Consider the following 20,495-nt stretch of genomic DNA (forward strand, 5'->3'; position numbering starts at 1 on the left):
TTACACAGTAGGTATAGAGAGACCACGACATGAGCATCGCAAAGATCGCAATCCTCGGCGGCGGACAGATGGGTGCCGGCATCGCACAGGTGGCGGCGGTCGCCGGCCTCGACGTCGTGATGATCAAGGCCACGCCGGGACCGGCCGACAAGGCCCGCGCGTCGATCGAAAAGGACCTCGCCCGCGTCGTCGAGCGCGGCAAGCTCGAGCAGTCCGAGATGGACGCGACGCTCGCCAGGCTCCGCTTTACCGACAAGATCGACGCCGTGGCCGATTGCGACCTTTTCCTCGAGTCCATCGTCGAGGATCTCGGCGTCAAGCAGGCGAAGTTCGCCGAAGTCGACCGCATCGCGAAGCCGTCGTGCATCCTGGCGAGCAACACGTCGACGCTGTCGATCACGGCGATGCAGGGCGCGACCGGGCGAACGGACCGCTTCATCGGGCTGCACTTCTTCAATCCGGCAACCATGATGAAGCTCGTCGAGGTGATCCCCACCGACAGCACCGACGGCGCGGTCACCGCTTCGGCGATCCAGTTCGTCGAGAAGCTCGGCAAATCGCCGGTGCTCGTCAAGGACCAGACCGGCTTCATCGTCAATCGCCTGCTGACGCCGTACATGCTCGATGCGATGCGCTGCTTCGAGTCGGGGCTGGCCGACATCGCCGGCATCGACACCGCGATGCAGCTCGGCGCCAACCATCCGATGGGACCGCTGGCGCTGGCCGACTACATCGGCCTCGATATCGTGCTCGCGATGTCGCAGAACCTCTTCGCGACGTTCCAGCAGGACTACATGAAGCCGACGCCGCTGCTCGAGCACCTGGTGCGCGAGAAGATCCTCGGCCGCAAGACCAGGCTCGGCTTCTACGACTACTCGCACAAGCCGCCAATCGAGAACAAGGCGCTCCAGCGCTGATTCAGACGGCGAGGCGCGCGGCGAGGCGGCGCAGCGTAGTGGGGCCGATCTCCGCGGCTTCCACTGCATCGATCCAGCGTGGGGGAATCCCGTCGACGCCGAGGTGGGCGCCGGCAAGCGCCAGCGTCATCGCAGTGATCGCGCTCGCGTTGCCGCCGAGCGACAACGCCGCCACGGCGGCGTCCACGAAGCTCAGCGAGTGATCGGCGAAGCAGAACAGCGCCGTCACCACCGATCCGAGCGCCGTCTGGTTGTTGCCGAGGCGAGCGACGACGAGCGACGGCGCGACCGACTTTCCCGACAGGTCCGCGGCAACTTCCAGCTGGGAACGGTATTCGCGCACCTGCGCCTCGCCGGCGATCGTCTCGAAGAACGCGCGCGGCTCGATTCCGTCGTCCCGTTTTTCCAGTGCGACGGAAATACCGAGCGCGAAAAGAACGGCCCCTTCGACGCCGAGGGCGTGCGTGTGCGTGACACCGGCCGCTTCCTCGGCGATCCAGCGCAGCGTCGGCACGTCGTGGCCATGCAGCAGTCCGACGGCCGTACTGCGCGCGGCAGCAGCGTTGCCGTAGCAACCCCGGCCGGCGTGCGCGTCGCCGGCTTCCTGCCACGGCGAGCCCGCCTTGAGCCGCGTGAGCGCGAGCATCGTTCCCTGCCCGTAGCCGCGCCCTTCGTGAAAATGCGAAAGAAGCTTTCCCGCGAAATTCTCGCCGTCGAATTCGGCAAACTCCGCGAGCGACTCGGCCAGCGCGACCGTCATCTCGGTCGTCGAGCCGTAAGGACCCGGAACGAGCGCTTCCAGCTCGTGTCGCGAAGGGTAGCGATGCGCGACCAGGGCTGCCGATACGTTCTCGACCTGGGAGCCGAGGCTGTCACCGATCATCGCGCCGAAAAGGGCGCCTTCGACATGGGCAAGATGCGCGAGATTGGAGGCTTGGGAATGCATTGCGGAGTTTGCCGGGCACGGCGCCACAGGACGAGCGCGGCCGGCCGGCGCGGCATGATGCCAGAGAGAAGGCCCCGGCCAAACGGCTTCGCCTGCCGTCTCGACGGCTTTGCCTCCCGCCTGCATTTGCCGTAATCGCTGCGGACGTGCGCAAGCTGCTGATCACTGGAATCGCCGGCGGCCAGGGACGCCTCGTCGCGAAAATGGCGATGCGCGCGCGCCCCGGCAGCGAGCCGTGGCAGGTGGTCGGCGTGGACCGCCAGAAATGGCCGAGCGCTCCCGACGGCGTCGTCGTGCACCAGTTTGACATGCGCAAGCGTCGCTTCGAGGACGTCTTCCGTCACGAAAGGCCCGAGGCCGTCGTGCACCTGGCTTTCGTGCGCCATTTCCGCGCCGACCTGGCCACCCGCCACGAAGTCAACGTCGAAGGCACCAAGCACCTGCTCGAGCATTGCGCCGAATACGGCGTGCGCCAGCTCGTCGTCCTTTCCAGCTCCTACGTCTACGGCGCGCTGCCGACCAACGAGCGCTACATGACCGAGGAGCACCCGCTGAACGCATCGCGCAATTTTCCCGAGATGCGCGACCTCTGCGAAGTCGAGGGATTGGTGTCCGCGTTCCTGTGGCGTTATCCGGAGATCGCCACCTGCGTCATCCGGCCGGTCAGCACGCTCGGCCATTCGGTGCACAGCGCGATCGGCAGCTACATGCGCATGGCAATGGTCCCGACGATCATGGGCTTCAACCCGATGATGCAGTTCATCCATGAAGAGGACGTCGCCGAGGCGATGATGGTCGCGCTCGACCGCAAGGTGCGCGGGATCTTCAACGTCGCCGGGCCGGGCGCGGTGCCGCTCAAGCGGGCGCTGAAGGAAATGGGGCGCCAGAGGATTTCGATTCCCGATCCTTTCGCGCACCTGCTGATCCGTACGCTGTTCAACCTGAACATCTACCAGTTTCCTTCCGGCGCGATCGACTTCATCAAGTATCCCTGCACCGTCCGCGACGAGCGCTTCCGCGCGGCCACCGGCTTCAAGCCGCGACACTCGCTGGCCGAAGCGTTCGCGACGATGGCGATCTCGCCGCACTGAGCATCATGCTGGGAAGCCTCCTCGAGCTCGCATCCTCGATCACCGGCGGCATCTCCGATTCGGTTTCCGAGCTGTCGCGGCTGGTTGCCACGCTGCCCGACGAAATCGCCGGCAAAGTCGACCGCATCCCGGCCGACCTCAACGAGTACGGCTACGATCCCTGGGGCTACAGCCCGAAGGCGATGAAACGTTTCATCATTCCGAGCGCGTACCTGTACCGCTACTATTTCCGCTGCCGGACCACGGGGCTGGAGAACCTGCCGCAGGGTCGCATGCTGCTGATCGGCAATCACGCCGGACAGATGGCGTTCGACGGCGCGATGATCACGGCGGCGTGCGTCCTCGAGGCCAACCCGCCCCGCCTCGTGCGCGGCATGGGCGAGTACTGGCTCGGCACCCTGCCCTACATGAGCGTGCTGCTCGACCGCACCGGCAGCGTCGTCGGCACGCGCCAGACCTGCGTCGACATGCTTCGCCACGGCGAATGCGTGATGGCGTTTCCCGAAGGCGTTCGCGGCATGAACAAGGTCTACGCCGACGCCTACAAGCTGATGGAATTCGGTCTCGGCTTCATGCGGCTCGCGCTGGAAACCGATACGCCGATCGTGCCGGTCTCCGTCGTCGGTTCTGAGGAACAGAACCCCGGCCTTGCCGACCTGAAGGGCGTCGGCCACCTGCTCGGCATGCCGTCCTTTCCCGTGACGCTCACGTTCCCGTGGCTCGGTCCTCTCGGCATGCTTCCGCTGCCGGTGCGTTACCACATCGAATTCGGCAAGCCGATGCGCTTCGAAGGTCATGCCGAAGACGAGGACGACTCGATCCAGGCCAAGGTCGACCAGGTCAAGGCCGCGATCAGCGCGCAGCTCGCGCGCGGTCGCGCGGCCCGCAAGAGCATCTTCTTCTGAAATTTTGCGCGCGAAGGCGCCCGGCAGCAGCGTTGCTGGTGGCGGCCGTGCTCGCCGCACCCGCGGCCGCGCGCGCGCACCTCGGCAACATCAGCTACGCCGATTTCAGCGTCAGCGGCAACGAGGTGCTGCTGCAGTTCCGCTACGCCGCGCACGTGACGCCGGGATTGCCGCCGTCGCAGGCGGCGCAGCCTTCCAGGGCCGACCTGCTTGCGCTCGAGGACGGCATTCGCGCGTGGCTCGACCGCACGACGACGCTGTCGTCCGGCGGCCGCGCGTGCACCGTCGAAATCGAAAACCTTGCAGGGCCGGACCAGGACCAGAACCTCCAGGTCATCGCCGTGTGGACCTGCCAGGTCCCGAAGATCTTCGGACTGCGCATCGATTTCCGTCCTCTCGATGAAGTGATCGCCGACTGGCAAACGATCGCGACGCTTCACCTCGGCAGCGAAACGATGAGCACGGTGTTCGTGCCGGGACGCACGCGATGGGTGATCGGCGATGCGGGACCGGAAGTTTCGCCGCCGGCCGGTGCAGGCGGCAGCCCGGCAGCGGCGGGGTCCTCGCAAAATTCGCCCGCGACGAACTCGCCGGCCGCCGGTGCTGCCAGCGGCTCGGCGGGATCCAGCTTCGAGCAGTTCTTCCGCCTCGGCGTCGAGCACATCTGGACCGGTTACGACCACCTGCTGTTCCTGCTGGCCGTCCTGCTGGCCGGCGGCGGAATCCGCCGCCTTGCCGCCATCGTCACGTCGTTCACGCTCGCGCACAGCATCACGCTCGGCGTCGCGGCCACCGGACTGCTGCGCCTGCCGGTGGTGTGGGTCGAAGTGGCGATCGCGATCAGCATCGTGTTCGTCGCGGTCGAGAACATCTTCGCGCGCGGCGCCGACCGCCGTGCACTCGTCACGTTTTTCTTCGGCCTGGTGCACGGGTTCGGATTTGCCAGCGTGCTGTCGGCGGCGGCGCTGCCGGCCGCCGGAATCGTCGTGCCCCTGCTCGCGTTCAACCTCGGGGTCGAGGCCGGCCAGCTCGCCGTCGTCGTCGCGGTGGTTCCGGCGCTCGCCGTCGTGATGCGCGGGCCGCACGCGCGGCGGATCCAGGTCGTGCTGTCGCTGCTGATCGCGGCCGCCGGCGCCACGTGGGCGCTGGACCGCATCTCGGCGCTGCTTCGCTGAAGCGGGAGATCGGAAATCCCGAGATCCGCGGCCGTGGGGTCAGGCACTAGCGGAATAGTGCCTGACCCTATTCCCCTGGTGCCTGACCCTATTCCCCTGGTGCCTGACCCCATTCCTCTGGTGCCTGACCCCATTAGCTTGGCAGCCTTTTTTCTGGTCAACTCCGCGGCCATGCCTGCCCCGGCGCCCGTGGATCTTTCCAGCGTTCGCGCCGCCGTTTTCGATTACGGCGGCGTGCTGATCGACGGAGGCCCGCGCGAAGTCGTCGCGTTCGGCGACCGGGTGGGTCTGCACGAAGACGTGTGGAAACCGCTGCGCCGGCGCTTCTTCGGCAATGACGGCATCTGGGCCGACCTCGAGCGCGGCGAGGTCGCGTTCAGCGACTTCACCGCCGCGTTGATGCTTGCGGTGACGGAGGCCGGCGGCACGATCACCGCCGACCAGGCCGCCTCGTTCATGGGAAGCTCCGATCCGATGGGTCACCGCGCGCGGCTGCGACCTGCAATGCTCGATGCCGTACGCCGCCTTCGCACGCTGATCCCGACTGCGCTGCTGACCAACAACGTGCGCGAATGGCGCGAGGGTTGGGAGGCCGTGCTCGAGCCGCGCGCACTGTTCGATCTCGTGATCGACTCGAGCGAGGTCGGCGCGCGCAAACCCGAAACGCGCATCTACGAGATCACCCGCGAAAAACTCGGAGTCGCCCACGACGAAATCTTCTTCCTCGACGACATCGGCCAGAATCTGAAGGCCGCGCGCGTGCTCGGATGGCAGACGGTGCTGTTCACCGAGACCGACGACGCGCTGGCGACGCTCGAAGCGCTGATCGCTGCGCAGCAGCGCCGCCTCGGCAGCGAGGCCGCGCCGCGCCTTCGCGAAACATCGGACAGCGCCGCGTAACGCGGGCCGGCCGCGAAGAAATCGAACCGCCGTGCGCAAGCTCGCGAGCCAGGTCCGCACCACGTCGCCCGAGTTCCTCGAGAACAAGGCGCGCATGCAGGCATTGTCGGCCGACCTGAAACAGCGCCTGGAGGTCGCGCGCCGCGGAGGATCGCAATCGGCCCGCGACCTTCATACCAGCCGCGGCAAGCTGCTCCCGCGCGAGCGCGTCGAAAGGCTGCTCGACCCCGGCTCTCCGTTTCTCGAATTGTCTCCACTGGCCGCCGGCGGTCTCTATGACGGCCAGGCGCCCGGCGCCGGAATCGTCACCGGCATCGGCAGCATCCACGGACGCCAGTGCGTCATCGTCGCCAACGACGCGACCGTCAAGGGCGGCACGTACTTTCCGATGACGGTCAAGAAGCACGTGCGCGCCCAGGAGATCGCGCTCGAAAACCGCCTGCCGTGCGTGTACCTCGTCGATTCCGGCGGCGCATTCCTGCCGATGCAGGACGACGTCTTCCCCGACCGCGACCACTTCGGTCGCATCTTCTACAACCAGGCGAACATGTCGGCGCTCGGCATTCCGCAGGTCGCCGTCGTGATGGGCTCGTGCACGGCCGGCGGCGCGTACGTACCGGCGATGTCGGACGAAACGATCATCGTGCGCGAGCAGGGAACCATTTTCCTCGCCGGACCGCCGCTGGTCAAAGCCGCGACCGGCGAAGAAGTGACTGCCGAAGATCTCGGCGGCGGCGCGCTGCACACCGGCACTTCCGGCGTTTCCGATCACCTCGCCAGAGACGATGCCGACGCCATCCGCATTGCCCGCGAGATCTTCGAGAGCCTGCCGAAATCCCGTCCCTGCCCGCTGGAGACCACGACGCCCGAGGAGCCGGCCTACGATCCGGCCGAGATCTACGGCATCGTCAACCCCGAAAATCGCCGGCCTTACGACGTGCGCGAAGTGATCGCGCGCATCGTCGACGGCAGCCGCTTCCACGAATTCAAGGCACGCTACGGCACGACCGTCGTCTGCGGATTCGCGCGCCTGCACGGCTACCCGGTCGGCATCGTCGCGAACAACGGCGTGCTGTTCTCGGAGTCGGCGCTGAAGGCGACGCACTTCATCGAGATGTGCTCGCAGCGCCGCATCCCGCTGGTGTTCCTGCAGAACATTACCGGCTTCATCGTCGGCCGCGAGTACGAAGCGCGAGGCATCGCCAAGGACGGAGCCAAGATGGTGACCGCCGTCGCGACGACGAAGGTCCCCAAGTTCACCGTGCTGATCGGCGCCTCCAACGGCGCCGGCAACTACGGCATGTGCGGACGCGCCTACAGTCCGCGCCTGCTGCTGATGTGGCCGAACTCGCGCATTTCGGTGATGGGCGGCGAACAGGCGGCCTCGGTGCTGCTGCAGGTCAAGCTTGCGCAGTACGAAAAGGAAGGCCGCGTGATGAGCGAAGCCGAGCAGGCCGAGTTCAAGCGCCCCGTGCTCGAAAAATACGATCGCGAGGGAAGCCCGTACTACAGCACGGCACGCATCTGGGACGACGGCGTGATCGATCCGCTGGACACTCGCGCGAGCCTGGCACTGGGTCTTGCCGCGTCGTTCAACCGTGAGGTCGAGGAAACCTCGTTCGGAATTTTCCGGATGTGAGCCAGAGGCGCGCGATGACCAGACCGATCCGTAAACTCCTCGTCGCCAACCGCTCGGAGATCGCGTGCCGCATCGCGCAGACCGCGCGCGAGGCCGGCATCGCGACGGTAGCCGTCTATTCGGAACCGGACACCGACGGCGAACACGTGCGCGCCTGCGACGAGGCCGTCGCGCTCGGCGGCCGCACGTCGGCCGAGAGCTATCTCGACCAGGACAAGATCCTCGCGGCTGCTCGCACGAGCGGTGCCGATGCGATCCATCCGGGCTACGGGTTCCTCGCGGAAAATTCCGGGTTTGCCCGCCGCGCCGAGCAGGCCGGCCTCGTCTTCGTCGGGCCGACGCCCGAGGCGATCGAGGCCATGGGCGACAAGATCCGCGCGCGCGAGGCCGCGCAAAAAGCCGGCGTTCCGGTGCTGCCGTCGGCGCCGGTCACTGGCGACGCCGCAAAGGACCGCGCGGCGGCCGAAAAGCTCGGGTTCCCGGTGCTCGTCAAGGCGGCGGCCGGGGGAGGCGGGCGCGGCATGCGCCGGGTGGACGATTCGGCGTCGCTCGTCGATGCGATCCGTTCGGCCGAGCGCGAAGCCGGCTCGGCATTCGGCGATGCGCGCGTCTACATCGAAAAGTTCGTCGTCGGGCCCCGCCACATCGAGATCCAGGTATTCGGCGACAGCCACGGCCGCGTGCTTCATCTCGGCGAGCGCGAATGCTCGGTGCAGCGGCGCCACCAGAAAATCATCGAAGAGGCACCTTCGCCTGTCGTCGACGCGGCGCTGCGCGAAAAGATGGGATCAGCCGCAGCGGGGCTGGCAGCGTCGATCGGCTATCGCGGCGCAGGCACCGTCGAGTTCGTGACCGCTCCCGACGGCAGATTCTACTTCCTCGAGGTCAATACCCGCCTGCAGGTCGAGCACGCGGTGACCGAAGCCCTTACCAGCACCGATCTCGTGCGCTGGCAGCTCGAGATCGCGGCGGGCGGACGGCTTCCCGAGCGTGCGCCGTCGCCGCGCGGCCACGCGATCGAATGCCGCGTTTGCGCCGAAGATCCCGCCAACGGTTTCCTGCCTTCACTCGGCCTCGTGCGCCGGGTCGAGCATCCGCGCGGAGTCGGCGTTCGCGTGGACACTGCGCTGAGGGACGGATGGCGCGTGCCGGTCGAGTACGACTCGATGCTGGCCAAGGTCATCACGTGGGCACCCGACCGCACCCAGGCCACACGGCGCATGATCGAGGCGCTCGAAGGCTTTCCGATCGTCGGATTCACGACCAACGTCGCGTTTCTCATCGAGCTGCTGCGCAGCGAGCGCTTCGCGCAGGCGCAGTTCTTCACGACGACCATCGACGGCGAGTACCGCGACTGGAAACCGGACGATGCCGCGAGTTTCGACGCGGTCGCCGCCGCCGTTGCATTGCTCGTGCGATCCGGGGCGACGCGAAGCAGCGCCGCAACAACCGCGGACGGGGCAGCGTCGATCCCGAGCCCGTGGGAAACGCTCGGCGCCTGGCGCGTCGGCGGAGGATCCTGAGATGGAGCTGCGTTTTCGCGCCGGCACCCGCAACGTCGCCATGACAGTGGCTGCGCGCGACGGGAAGAACATCGTCAGCATCGACGGCAGGGACGTCGTCGTCGACGACGTGCGCATCGACGAGCGCTCGGTCACGCTGTCGATTGCCGGACGCCGCCACCGCGTGCTGTTCGCCAGCGAGCGCGGCCACGTCTTCGCCGCCGAAGGCGGCCACGCGTGGGAATTCGTGCCTGGCGAAGAGGCGGCCTCCGAACAGGCCGGCGCCGGAGCGTTCGAACCGCTCGTCAGCTCCCCGATGCCCGGCAAGGTGCTGCAGGTGCTGGTCGCCGCGGGAGACATCGTCGAGGCCGACGGCGCGCTGCTGCTTCTCGAAGCGATGAAAATGGAAATGACGGTGCGCGCGACGCATCGCTGCTGCGTCGCTTCGATCCGAGTCGAGGCCGGCGCGATGGTCGGTCCCGGCGACACGCTCGTCGAGCTCGAAGAGGCGCCGACCGACGAAGCCGCGTCCTGAGATGGCCGAGGACTTCCCGCCTCCGGCTTCGCTGCAGGCCTTCGCAAAGGCCGCCGAAACGCTCAGTTTCAAGGAGGCGGCCGAAGCGCTGCACGTCTCGCCGTCGGCGCTGACGAGGCGGATCCAGGCACTCGAAGAACAGGTGGGCGCGGCGCTGTTTCGCCGCCTCCATTCCGGTCTGGAGCTGACGCCCGAAGGCGTGCGCTATCTCGAGAGCGTGCGGCGCGTGCTCGCGGAGCTGCGCCGCGCGCAGGCTTCGGTTCTTCCGCCGGTTTCGAATCCGCTTCGCATCAGCGCCCTGGAATCGTTCACCGAGAGCTGGCTGGTCCCGCATCTGCCGGAGTTCGAGAAACTGCATCCGCAGATCTCGCTCGAAGTGGCGGCCACGCTGCGCTACGCGGATTTCGACCGCGATCCGGTCGACGTCGCGATCCGTTTTGGTACCGGTCCCTGGGACGGCCTTCACAGCGAGCCGCTGGTCGATCTCGAGGTTCTTCCCGTCTGCAGTCCCGTGCTGCTTCACGGAGACCATCCTCTTGCCTCGCCTGCAGATCTGGCGGCCCACACGCTGATCCGCGTCAGCCAGGTTCCCGAGTCGTGGCCGGAGTGGCTGCGCGCGGCCGGCGTCGAGGATCTCGTGCCGAAGCGCTACGTCACGTACGATCATCTGTCGATCGCACTTGCCGCGGCGGAATCGGCGCAGGGCGTGGCGCTGTGCGCGCGCTTCCTTTGCGCGGCGCGGCTTGCGAGCGGGCGGCTTTGCATCCCGTTCGACACGGCGCTGGTGTCGCGCTCGACGTACCATCTGGTGTGCCGGCCTGAGGGGCTGGACGATCCGCGCATCGTTGCGTTGAGGGACTGGCTGGTCGATTCGCTGGCGTGAGGGCGCCATTGCGTAACCCCGCCCGATCGCACCGGCCGCTTGCGCGGGGCGCAACGACGGTTGCCGAAATCCCGTTTGCGGCGCCGGCCGCCGCGGCGGTACGACAACGGCATGAGACAACTCACCTGTACCGAACCCGGAGCCGTGGCGTGGAAGGACGTCGACGAACCGTCATTGCCGTCACCTGCGGGGGCGCTGGTGCGGCCGCTGGCGGTCGCACGCTGCGACATTGACCTGTTCCTGGCGTCCGGCTTGATCCCGTCGCGCGGGCCTTTCGCGCTCGGCCATGAGTGCGTCGGCGAGATCGTCGCGCTCGGCAGCGACGTGCACGGGCTTTCCATCGGGCAGCGCGCCGTCGTCGCGTTTCAGCTCAGTTGCGGGGCCTGCCCGACGTGCCGCCGGGGAGGCAGCGCGAACTGCGACCAGTACCCGGTGCTGTCCGACTACGGGATGCAGCCGCTGTCCGGCGTCGAATACGGCGGCATGTTGTGCGATCTCGTCAGCGTTCCGTATGCCGAGGCGATGCTGTGCCCGGTGGATTCGGCGCTGGACCCCGTCGCGATGGCGAGCGTTTCCGACAACGTCCTCGACGGATACCGGGCCGTTGCTCCTCACCTGGCCGAAGCGCCGGGAAGCGAGGTGCTGATCGTCTGCCATGGCCTGAAGAGTGTTCCGCTGTACGCGGCGCAGGCAGCGCTGGCACTTGGTGCGTCGCGCGTGGACTACGCGAGCGACGATCGCGAGGCGCTCGAGCTTGCCGAGCGCCTCGGCGCCCGACCCGTGCTGACCGATTTCTCGAAAAGGATCGGCCGCTATCCCATCGTCGTCGATTCGGGCCTGACGCCGAACGGACTGCACTGCGCGATCGCGTCGACGCGCGCGGAGGGCATCTGCCACAGCACGAGCTTCTATGCCGGAGGGAGCATCCCGATGCCGCTCGGCAAGATGTACACGCTCGGCATCCGCTTCTTCATCGGCCGCGCGCACGCGGCCTCCTTGCTTCCCGAGGTGATGCCGCTGATCGCCTCCGGGGCGCTCCGGCCCGGCGAGGTCACGACCCGAGTGGCCGCTTGGGACGAAGCGCCGGCAGCGTGGCTGGAGCCGGCCATCAAGCTCGTCATCTCCCGCAACTGAGGGGGTTGGGGTCAGGCACCATTCTTCTGGTGCCTGACCCCATTCCTGTGGTGCCTGACCCCATAACGACTATGGAATAGGGGCTGGGGTGCATTGGCAGGCGCCGTTGTTGCTTTGGCAGAGCGAGCCTGTCGAGCAGGTGCCGACGCAGCCCGGGGCTGTCGACTGGGCGCAGGTCGGCAGCGGCAGCGTGGCGCAGCCGCACGAGTTGTTGTTGTCGATGCAGACCTGGCCCTCGTCGCACAGGCCGGCGCAGGTCGGTGCAATCGCCGCGCCGCACGGGGGCGCGCCCGGAGCGCCGCATTCGCAGGTCGAGCCGATGCTCTGGCACAGCTCGCCGGTCGGACACAGGCCGCCGCAGACCGGCGCGGAAGCCTCGCTGCACTGGGGGAGCGTCGCGATCTGGCACTGGCAGGTGCCGTTGTTGTTCATGCAGACGTCGGTTCCCGAACACGCGCCGCCGCAGACAGGCGCAGTGGCGCTGTCGCAGCTCGGCAGCGGCAGGCCGGTGCAGCTGCAGGTGGTTCCGCTGACGTTGCAGGTCTCGCCGGTCGGACAGACGCCTCCGCAGACCGGTGCCGTCGCATCCGCGCACATGGGCAGCGGCAGCAGCGTCGTCGACGTCGTGTCGGTTCCGCCGGGACAGTTGGCGCCGGACGGGAAGTCGTACGGAACGCTCATGTCGCTCTTGCAGCGGATGTCCTGGTCGAACGTCAGCAGCAGCGCACCGGGGCCGGGCAGGCCGGATGCAAGGTTGATCGCGGGGTTCGAAGTCGGCGCGACACAGAACGACGACACGGTGACCGGATTGTAGATGTCGGCGGTGCCGGTGTTCGTGATCGGGTCGGGGAAACACTTGCGCACCCCGAGGATCGTGCAGTGGCCGGCGCTGCTCGTCGTGCAGTCGGTGTCGCTGGTGCACGGAACGTAGCCGCTCCCGTCCGGCTTCACCTTGCCGTCGCAGTACATGTCGACCGGCCCCTGCGTGCACAGCCCGTCGGCGCCGCACTCGAAGTTCGTGCACTGGTTCTCGATGACACCCGCGCCGCCCGAGGCCGTGCAGGTGCCGGCGCCGACGTCGCTGCACTCGGAATTGTTCGAGCAGCTCAGCAGGCTGTTGCCGGTGCACGTGCGGCACGGGCACAGCGCGCCGGTCGGCGTGTCGCACGGCAGCTCGGCCTTCAGCGTGGAGGTGCCCGACGTCAGGTTCACGTCGATGATCAGGCCCGTGCCGCTGATGTTGGACGCCGACGGCGGCAGGCAGTCGTTGCTGATCGGGCCGAACGTGGGATCGATGCCGTTGACGTCGCACTTGGTGCCGATGCCGTTGCTGCAGGTTCCGTCGTAGACGCCGTCGTTCGGGGTCTTGTCACCGTCGCAGGTCGGACACGGGGCGCTGGTGCCGAGCCCGAGGTAGACGACGGCAGCAAGGTTGATCGAGTCGTGCCATTCGCCGGTCCTCAGGTCCATCGTGCCGCCCTCGTCGTTGCGCAGGCGCAGCGCGACGCACGCGGGGTTTCCACCGGCGGAGATCGGCAGCGGTGCGCCGAAGAAGCAGCGGCAGGTGGGATCCACCGAGCCGCAGCTGGCCGGATCCGAGCCGTTGATCACGTTGCAGGTCGTCTGCGAGTTGGACGTGCAGTGGCAACCGGTGACCGCACCTGTCGCGTCGTCGGTGTGCAGCTTGACGGTGCAGTTTTCGCAGTTGTCGTCGCAGTTGACGTCGAGGATGTCGCCGGCGTGGTCGGGAACGTCGATCACGTGGGCGAGTCCCGACCATCCCGCGTTGAGCTCGGTTACCGAGTGCCTCTCGGTCGAGTAGTGCGACAGGATCGAGCGCTTGATCACCGCGGGCGCGCAGCGGCCGGTGGCACTGGACACGCAGTGGCACGAGCCTCCCGATGTCGCGCACGTGGTCCCGGTCGGGCAGGTGCCGTCACACTGGGGAGCGGACTGGCCGCAGGTTCCTCCACCACCGCCGCCAGGCAGCGTGGTGGTCGTCGTGCTCGTCGTTCCCGCAACGCCGTAGGCGTCACGGATGAGCGCGCCCGCATCGTCGTCCGTGGACGAGGTCGCGCACGCGAGAAGGCCGTTGGTGTCGCTCGAGCAGGCCTGCAGCTTGGCGAGCACGTCGGATGAGAACTGGCACGACGGAGTCACCTTGGCGACGAAGCGCTGCTCGGCTTCGAGGATGCGCCCGCGCGGATCGGCGCCGTCGCAGTCGTACGACGACGTGCCGCTTCCCTGCACGTCCTTCTGGTTCTGGCACGAGCGGCGCTCGGTCATGATCGTCTGCAGGATGCGGCCGGTGCCCTTGGCCAGGCGGCCCTGGCACTTGCGCAGCGGCTTGAGAAGCCGCTCGTCGGGATTGCCCTGGGCGCTGTGGCCAAGCGCGCCGACCTCGGCGTCCCCGAGAGCGAACATGCAGTCGGCAACTTCGCCGAAATCGTCGATGTTCGCCGTTGCGCCGCCGTCGTCGGCGGCCTGGGCGGGAGCAGGGCACGCGGTATAGTCGGACGACAGCAGCGACTCCGAGCCGCTGCACGCCGAAACCACCGCGCTCTTCTGCTGGGTACGCGTGAGCGCCAGCCGGCCGTCCGCGTCGGCCTGGGAGACATCGCCGCAGTCGACGGACAGCGGCACGCTGCCGGTGCTGCGGTGCTGGTTGCACGTCGCAACGACCTTGGCCGCGGCCCGCGCGTACTGGGTCGAAGCTTCGGCGATCGCGTTGCGGCACGCCGATTCGGGTGCCGAGTAGGTCGTCGCCCATGACGGCTGCAACGACAGCAGGACGAAAGCGAAAACGGGCGCTGTCTGAATCCTCATCGTGGTCCCTCCCGCGCTGGTCGCCTGGCAACCCGCAGCCACGTGGGACGCGGCATCGAATGCAGGTTCGGCGACGAGCCGATGACGCTGAGGACTAGCGGTACACTATTTACATACTTCTCAGCAAGGGGACTTACAAAAATCTCAGTAGGGGGGACGGCCGGCGGGTCCCACTCAGCTTGGGCCGCGGGGACGCTCCCGATTACCCCATCAGTGGTTGAAATGAGCGGAAAAACTGGGAAAAAGGAGGGCTTCCAGCCCTTTTCCCTCGGAGCATTCGTGGCGGCGGACACAAAACCCCTGGTTTCGGTGGTGATCCCGGTCTTCAACGGCGAAGCGACCATCCGCCGGGGCATCGAGTCGATCTTCGGCCAGACCTGGCCCGACATCGAGATCGTCGTCGTCGACGACTGCTCCAGGGACTCGACGCGCCAGATCCTCGAGTCGTTCGGAGACCGCATCCACGCGATCTTCCACGAGAAGAACCGTGGCACCGCCGGCGCCTACAACACCGGCAGCGCGGCCGCCCGCGGCCGTTTCCTGCTGCTGATGGCCAGCGACTGCTACCTGAGCCAGGCCGACTACATCGAGCGCGGCATGCAGCACTTCGCCGATCCGACGGTTGCCGGAGTGATCGGCCAGGGCGTCTTCGACAATCCCGACCGCCTCGACACGATCCAGCGCATCTTCACGCTGGTCAACGTGCTCGACGTCGTCGAAGTGCACAATGAGGACGTCTACGAAGTCTCGTTCATCGAGACGCGCTGCGATCTCGTGCGCAAGGAAGCTCTCGAGCGCATCGGTTTCTGGTTCGAGGGCCTCTACAACTCCACCGAAGACCAGGACATCTCCGCGCACATGCGCGAGTGCGGCTACCGCCTGCTGCAAGACAAGAAGATGAAGTTCTCGCTGGATTTCGGCCAGACCGAGGACAACCTCTACAAAATCTTCAAGAAGCAGTACAAGTACGCGCACGGCCAGGGCTACATTTTCCTGCGCTACGGGCTCGGCCACCACGTGATGACCGGAGACCAGCACAATCGCCGCATCCGCATCCGCCATCGTCTCATCCAGATCGCGATGGCGCCGCTCGTGCCGCTGCTGCTCGTATTGTCGCTGGTCAGCCAGGTGGCCGGACTGCTGCTCGCTGCGATCGTCGTCGCTCGCGGCGTGCATTACTGGAGATCGGCGGGCGGCCTGCTTTCCGGAACGAATCGCCTGACGGGTGCCCTCGTCGGCATCGGCTGCGACGTCACTTACGGCACGAGTTTTCTCACCGCGCTCGTCTACTGGGCGATCAAGGACCCTGCCATCGTCCGCTTCGGCGGCCCTGCCCGCGCCTGAGCCGGCAAATTCGCGCCAGCTTGCGCGTTTCGTCGTCGGGTTTTTGCGCATCCGCCGCTGCGTGCGGGAAATCCCTGCCGTTTCCGGATTTCGCGCGGGCGACCTGTACCCGGACCGGGTTTGCGCTACCCTTTGCGCTTAACGGAGGTCACTCGCTCATGGCCACGAACAATCCTCTCCCCATGCGTTCCAGCAACCCGGTCCTGTCGGCCGACACGTTCGGGCGCCGCCAGGCGGCCGGCGCCGCGATGACGATCGAAGGCACGGTCAACAAGACCGCGGCCAGCCTGCTCATTCTCCTCGTGACAGCGCTGTGGACGTGGAGCCTCGGCTCGGCCGATCCGCTGACGGGTCACGCCGATCCTGCGGCCGCCATGCCGTGGATGATGGTCGGCATGGTAGGCGGCTTCATCGTCGCGATGGTGACGACGTTCAAGCGCGAGTGGTCTCCGGTGACTGCGCCGGCGTACGCCGCGCTGGAAGGGCTGGCCCTCGGCGGCATCTCGGTGGCGATGAACGCGCGCTATCCGGGATTGGTCGGCCAGGCTGTATTCCTCACCTTCGGCACCCTCGGTGCCCTGCTCGTCGCGTACCGCTCCGGCTGGATCCAGGTGACCGATCGCTTTCGCCTCGGGATTTTCGCCGCGACCGGCGGCATCGCGCTGTTCTACCTGGTCGGCTTCATCCTGAGCTTCTTCGGCACCGGAATCCCGCTGATCCACGGCAGCGGGCCGGTCGGGATCGCCTTCAGCGTATTCGTCGTCGGAATCGCCGCTCTCAACCTCGTGCTCGACTTCGACTTCATCGAGCAGGGCACCCGCGCGGGCGCTCCGAAGTACATGGAGTGGTACGCGGCATTCGGGCTGATGGTCACTCTCGTGTGGCTGTACATCGAGATTCTGCGGCTGCTCTCGAAGCTGCAGGAGCGGCGCTGACGCGTCTTCCTTCGATCCCTCCTTCTTTGCGCGCAGCAGCGTGAGCATGGCTAGCGGCATCGCCGTCGGGCAGCGCTACGTCAGCGACGCCGAGCCCGAGCTGGGCCTCGGACTCGTCATCGGCGTCGACGGCCGCATGGTCGAGCTGGCTTTCGCGGCGGCCGACGAAGTGCGACGCTACGTCGTCGGCTCCTCGCCGCTTCGCAGGGTGCGCTTTTCAGTCGGCGACGTGCTCGTGGACGAAGCGGGGCTTGCGCACCCGGTCGATGGCGTCGAAGAGCGAGACGAATTGCTCTTCTACCGGTCGGGCGAGGTCGAGCTGCCCGAGACGCGCGTGGCTGCGCGCACGGACGTCAGCGGCCCTCGCGAGCGGCTCCTGTCCGGAAGAGTCGATGCGCCGGCAGCCTTCGACTTGCGCGTGGAGACGCTCGAACGACTGCACGCCATCCGTGCCTCCCCGGTGCGCGGATTTGCCGGCCCCCGTATCGAGCTTCTGCCTCACCAGTTTTCCGTCGCCGGTGACGTCAGCGCGCGGCTTCTTCCCCGCGTCCTGCTGGCCGACGAGACCGGCCTCGGAAAGACGATCGAAGCGGGTCTGATCATCAGTCGCCTGATCCTTACCGGTCGCGCGGCAAGAGTGCTCGTCATCGTGCCGGACGCGCTCGTCAACCAGTGGCTCGTCGAGCTGAGGCGCCGCTTCCAGCTGCGATTCGCCGTGTTCGACGCCGAGCGATGCGACGCGATCGAAGAAAGCGAGCCGGGTACCAATCCGTTCGTGCAGGACCAGTTCGTGCTCGCAGGGCTGTCGCTTTTTTCCGGAAACGAGGAGCGCAGCAGCCAGGCCGCCGACGCACGCTGGGACGTCGTCGTCGTCGACGAGGCCCATCACCTGCAGTGGTCGCGACAATCCGGACCCGGTGCGGGCTATGCAGCCGTCGAGCGCATCGCGCAGGGAAGCGAAGGCCTGCTGCTGCTGACGGCTACGCCCGAGCAGCTCGGCGCCGAAGGACACTTCGCGAGACTGCGGCTGCTCGATCCGGACCGCTACGGCGATTTCGAGCAGTGGCGCGAAGAAGCCGAAGGCTGGCGCGACGCGGCCCGCATCGCCGGCGAGCTCTCCGCGCAAGGGCCGCCATCGGCCGGTACTGCCGCCGATCTCGCTGGAATTCTCGGTCGTGACCTCGACGAAATTCGCACCGCCGCGCTGACGGAGCAGGGGCGCTGCCGCCTTCTGTCCGAGCTCATCGACCGTCACGGTCCCGGTCGCGTGATGTTTCGCAACACACGAGCCGCGGTGGCCGGATTTCCGCGCCGCAGTGTGCATCGCCACCAGCTCCAGGCACCGGCCGATGCGCTGCAGCGCGATGCCCTGCTGGCAAGGCTCGCAAGTGAGCTCTCGGCCGACGTCCCGGATCCGCGATCACGCCCGGAAGTTTCTTTCGATTTCAACGCCGATCCCCGCATCGCTTGGCTCGTCGGTCTTCTCGGCGCCGACGGTCCGGCCAAGGTGCTCGTGCTCTGCAGCAGCGCAGCCAAGGTCGAAGCGCTCGAAGCGGCGATCGCTGCGCGCATCCGCATCGCCACGGCGCAGTTCCACGAAGGCCTGACGCTGCTGCAGCGCGACCGCGGCGCCGCGTGGTTTGCCGAGCCCGACGGCGCGAGGCTGATGATCTGCTCGGAGCTCGGCAGCGAAGGACGCAACTTCCAGCACGCCCAGCACCTCGTGTTGTTCGATCTTCCGCTCGATCCGGACGTGCTCGAACAGAGAATCGGACGCCTCGACCGCATTGGCCAGCGCGGCACCGTCGAGATCCACGTGCCGTGGGTGGCCGGCAGCGGCCAGCAAGTCCTCGTGCGCTGGCTCGACGAGGGAATCGACGCGCTGCGGCGCCCGACTCTCGCCGCACGGCCGCTGCTGGAGCGATTCGGCAACCGCGTGCGCGAGCTTGCGACGAGTCCCATCGCGGCCGATTGCACCGAACAACTCGATCGCCTCGTCGCAGATACCGCCGAGGCCGCAAAAGAGCTGGCCGAGCACGTCGAGAAGGGCCGCGACCGGCTGCTCGAAATGGCTTCGCTTCGCCGCGAAATCGCCGATCCGCTGATTGCCGCCGTTCGCGCGCTCGACGAAGACGAAGCTCTCGAGGATTTCTTCCTGCGCATCCTCGAGCATTTCCACGTGCCGGCCGAAGAAGCGTGGCCGCGCTGCTACCTTCTCAATCCGGACGGAACGCGAAGCCCCGATTTTCCCAGCCTCGAATCCAGCCAGACGATGCTTTCGTTCGACCGCCACACGGCACTGGTGCGCGAGGACCTCGCGTTCGCGACTGCCGATCATCCGCTTCTCTGCGATGCGATGGAGTTCCTGGTCGCCTCTCCCGGCGGCAATGCTTCGTTCGCGTTGCTCGAGGACGCCCAGCCGGCACGCCTTTGGCTCGAAGCGCTGTTCGTCGTCGAGCCGGTGGCTCCGGCCAGGCTGCATTGCGATCGATTCCTCGCGCCGGTGCCGGTGCGCATCGTGCTCGACCAGCACCTGCGCGAAGCGGTCGCGACCGACGATCCGTCGCAGTTCGACCTCGTCAGTGGCCGCGGCCAGTGGGTCGCGACGAACCAGGCGACGCTCGCTCCGCTGCTCGCGAAAATGTCTGTGCGCTGCAAAGAGCTCGCCGAGGAGCGCGCGGCGCTGCTTCGCCGCGACGCGAGGGCCGCTGCCTCGGCACAGCTCGGCGCCGAGCTCGAACGCCTGGCGAGCCTGGCTGCCGTCAATGCCGCCGTGCGTCCCGAAGAAGCCGATGCGCTCAGGGCGCAGCGCGAAGAGCTGGACGCCGCGCTCGCGGGCGCGCGCCTTCGCGCCGATTCGCTGCGTCTGGTCTGGCAGGGGCCGGTTTCCGGCGGCGATCCGAAGTTTCGCGCCTGACGGCCGCCGTCTCCGCAGCCGGTACGCCGTCACTCCACCTCACGAGTTTTCCCATCCGTGAATCGGAAAGCGGGGGGCGATTCCTACATCTGGGAATCAGGCTCCCGGATTTGCTGCACAAAATCAGCGGCGAACTTCTTGCAGTTGACCTGCAAAGCCCGAGGGGCGGACCGCGCGCAGACCTGCGCGCGGATGTGAGCACCTGCACCCCGCCGAAATCCTGCGCTGATCAACCCGAGGAAACAGATCCATGAGCCGATTTCGTTCGATCCCTTCGATCGTGGCAGCCTTTGCCGTCGTGCTGGCCGCCGCGTTGCCCGCGAGCGCCCAGCAGATCTACGGAACGCCCGGTTCACCGGCTTCCAGGATTGTCATCGACGGAAAAGAACTGCCGGCGCCGCCGCAGAAGTTCGATGGCGTGATCCGCGACAATGCCAAGGACTCGAAACCTTTCTGGCCGGCCACCGTCGTCCCGCCGCAAGGCGCACCCAACGTGCTGCTGATCATGACCGATGATGTCGGCTACGGCGCGCCGAGCACCTTCGGTGGCGTGATTCCGACACCGGCGCTCGACCGCGTCGCGAAAATGGGGCTTCGCTTCACCGACTTCCACTCGACGGCGCTCTGTTCGCCGACGCGGGCCGCACTGATCACCGGGCGCAACCATCATTCGGTGGGCTTCGGGCAGATCTCCGAAATGTCCACCGGCTATCCCGGTTATGACAGCATCATCGACGAGAAGAGCACGACGATCGGTCGCATCCTGAAAGAACACGGCTACGCGACGTCGTGGTTCGGAAAGGACCACAACGTTCCGGCGTTCGAAGCAACCCAGGCCGGCCCGTT

General features: G+C 67.1%; 16 protein-coding genes. 14 read left to right on the forward strand and 2 right to left on the reverse strand.

Features of this window, described 5'->3' with window-relative positions:
* Positions 1–29: 29 nt before the first annotated feature.
* A complete protein-coding gene (locus VGK20_00595; protein HEY2772523.1) occupies positions 30–917 on the forward strand; it encodes a 3-hydroxyacyl-CoA dehydrogenase family protein in 888 nt (295 codons plus the stop codon).
* A gap of 1 nt (position 918) precedes the next feature.
* Here the strand turns inward: VGK20_00595 and VGK20_00600 are convergent, their stop codons facing one another.
* Positions 919–1,863: an ADP-ribosylglycohydrolase family protein gene (locus VGK20_00600; protein ID HEY2772524.1), complete on the reverse strand. Its 945-nt coding sequence runs from the start codon at positions 1,861–1,863 to the stop codon at positions 919–921.
* Positions 1,864–2,009: 146 nt separating this feature from the next.
* On the opposite strand from VGK20_00600, the gene VGK20_00605 reads away from it, so the two are divergent.
* The 9 genes from VGK20_00605 to VGK20_00645 all read left to right on the forward strand — a co-directional run bounded on the left by VGK20_00605 (position 2,010) and on the right by VGK20_00645 (position 11,627).
* Positions 2,010–2,954, forward strand: coding sequence for an NAD-dependent epimerase/dehydratase family protein (locus VGK20_00605; GenBank protein ID HEY2772525.1), 945 nt, complete (start codon positions 2,010–2,012; stop codon positions 2,952–2,954).
* A 5-nt stretch (positions 2,955–2,959) separates the two neighbouring features.
* A complete protein-coding gene (locus VGK20_00610) occupies positions 2,960–3,859 on the forward strand; it encodes a lysophospholipid acyltransferase family protein (GenBank protein ID HEY2772526.1) in 900 nt (299 codons plus the stop codon).
* A 38-nt stretch (positions 3,860–3,897) separates the two neighbouring features.
* Positions 3,898–5,034: a HupE/UreJ family protein gene (locus VGK20_00615; protein HEY2772527.1), complete on the forward strand. Its 1,137-nt coding sequence runs from the start codon at positions 3,898–3,900 to the stop codon at positions 5,032–5,034.
* Between the two features lie 138 nt (positions 5,035–5,172).
* On the forward strand, positions 5,173–5,934 hold the full coding sequence (locus tag VGK20_00620) for an HAD family phosphatase (GenBank protein HEY2772528.1): 762 nt from the start codon (positions 5,173–5,175) through the stop codon (positions 5,932–5,934).
* A gap of 31 nt (positions 5,935–5,965) precedes the next feature.
* On the forward strand, positions 5,966–7,573 hold the full coding sequence (locus VGK20_00625) for a carboxyl transferase domain-containing protein (protein ID HEY2772529.1): 1,608 nt from the start codon (positions 5,966–5,968) through the stop codon (positions 7,571–7,573).
* A gap of 14 nt (positions 7,574–7,587) precedes the next feature.
* Positions 7,588–9,096, forward strand: coding sequence for a biotin carboxylase N-terminal domain-containing protein (locus VGK20_00630; GenBank protein HEY2772530.1), 1,509 nt, complete (start codon positions 7,588–7,590; stop codon positions 9,094–9,096).
* Position 9,097: 1 nt separating this feature from the next.
* Positions 9,098–9,610: an acetyl-CoA carboxylase biotin carboxyl carrier protein subunit gene (locus tag VGK20_00635; protein HEY2772531.1), complete on the forward strand. Its 513-nt coding sequence runs from the start codon at positions 9,098–9,100 to the stop codon at positions 9,608–9,610.
* A gap of 1 nt (position 9,611) precedes the next feature.
* Positions 9,612–10,493, forward strand: coding sequence for a LysR substrate-binding domain-containing protein (locus tag VGK20_00640; protein ID HEY2772532.1), 882 nt, complete (start codon positions 9,612–9,614; stop codon positions 10,491–10,493).
* Positions 10,494–10,604: 111 nt separating this feature from the next.
* Complete coding sequence (locus VGK20_00645; GenBank protein HEY2772533.1) at positions 10,605–11,627, forward strand: alcohol dehydrogenase catalytic domain-containing protein; 1,023 nt, start codon at positions 10,605–10,607, stop codon at positions 11,625–11,627.
* Between the two features lie 69 nt (positions 11,628–11,696).
* On the opposite strand, the gene VGK20_00650 is transcribed toward VGK20_00645, so the two are convergent.
* Positions 11,697–14,453: a hypothetical protein gene (locus VGK20_00650; protein HEY2772534.1), complete on the reverse strand. Its 2,757-nt coding sequence runs from the start codon at positions 14,451–14,453 to the stop codon at positions 11,697–11,699.
* Positions 14,454–14,732: 279 nt separating this feature from the next.
* Between VGK20_00650 and VGK20_00655 the strand changes: the two genes are divergently transcribed.
* From VGK20_00655 to VGK20_00670, 4 genes are all read left to right on the forward strand, one after another.
* The gene (locus VGK20_00655; protein ID HEY2772535.1) at positions 14,733–15,797 is read left to right on the forward strand and encodes a glycosyltransferase family 2 protein; all 1,065 of its coding nucleotides are present in this window, start codon (positions 14,733–14,735) and stop codon (positions 15,795–15,797) included.
* A gap of 182 nt (positions 15,798–15,979) precedes the next feature.
* Positions 15,980–16,732, forward strand: coding sequence for a Bax inhibitor-1/YccA family protein (locus VGK20_00660; GenBank protein ID HEY2772536.1), 753 nt, complete (start codon positions 15,980–15,982; stop codon positions 16,730–16,732).
* Between the two features lie 46 nt (positions 16,733–16,778).
* Complete coding sequence (rapA, locus tag VGK20_00665) at positions 16,779–19,649, forward strand: RNA polymerase-associated protein RapA (GenBank protein ID HEY2772537.1); 2,871 nt, start codon at positions 16,779–16,781, stop codon at positions 19,647–19,649.
* Positions 19,650–19,899: 250 nt separating this feature from the next.
* A partial coding sequence (locus tag VGK20_00670; GenBank protein ID HEY2772538.1) for a sulfatase-like hydrolase/transferase occupies positions 19,900–20,495 on the forward strand: 596 nt, incomplete at its 3' end.

It is taken from the genome of Candidatus Binatia bacterium, from assembly GCA_036493895.1.
Lineage (GTDB): Bacteria > Desulfobacterota > Binatia > UBA1149 > CAITLU01 > DATNBU01.

Coding starts and splice junctions, on each gene's coding strand:
- VGK20_00595 (HEY2772523.1), top strand. CDS start 30: ATGAGCATCGCAAAGATCGCAATCCTCGGCGGCGGACAGATGGGTGCC.
- VGK20_00600 (HEY2772524.1), bottom strand. CDS start 1,863: ATGCATTCCCAAGCCTCCAATCTCGCGCATCTTGCCCATGTCGAAGGC.
- VGK20_00610 (HEY2772526.1), top strand. CDS start 2,960: ATGCTGGGAAGCCTCCTCGAGCTCGCATCCTCGATCACCGGCGGCATC.
- VGK20_00630 (HEY2772530.1), top strand. CDS start 7,588: ATGACCAGACCGATCCGTAAACTCCTCGTCGCCAACCGCTCGGAGATC.
- VGK20_00635 (HEY2772531.1), top strand. CDS start 9,098: ATGGAGCTGCGTTTTCGCGCCGGCACCCGCAACGTCGCCATGACAGTG.
- VGK20_00640 (HEY2772532.1), top strand. CDS start 9,612: ATGGCCGAGGACTTCCCGCCTCCGGCTTCGCTGCAGGCCTTCGCAAAG.
- VGK20_00645 (HEY2772533.1), top strand. CDS start 10,605: ATGAGACAACTCACCTGTACCGAACCCGGAGCCGTGGCGTGGAAGGAC.
- VGK20_00650 (HEY2772534.1), bottom strand. CDS start 14,453: ATGAGGATTCAGACAGCGCCCGTTTTCGCTTTCGTCCTGCTGTCGTTG.
- VGK20_00660 (HEY2772536.1), top strand. CDS start 15,980: ATGCGTTCCAGCAACCCGGTCCTGTCGGCCGACACGTTCGGGCGCCGC.
- rapA (HEY2772537.1), top strand. CDS start 16,779: ATGGCTAGCGGCATCGCCGTCGGGCAGCGCTACGTCAGCGACGCCGAG.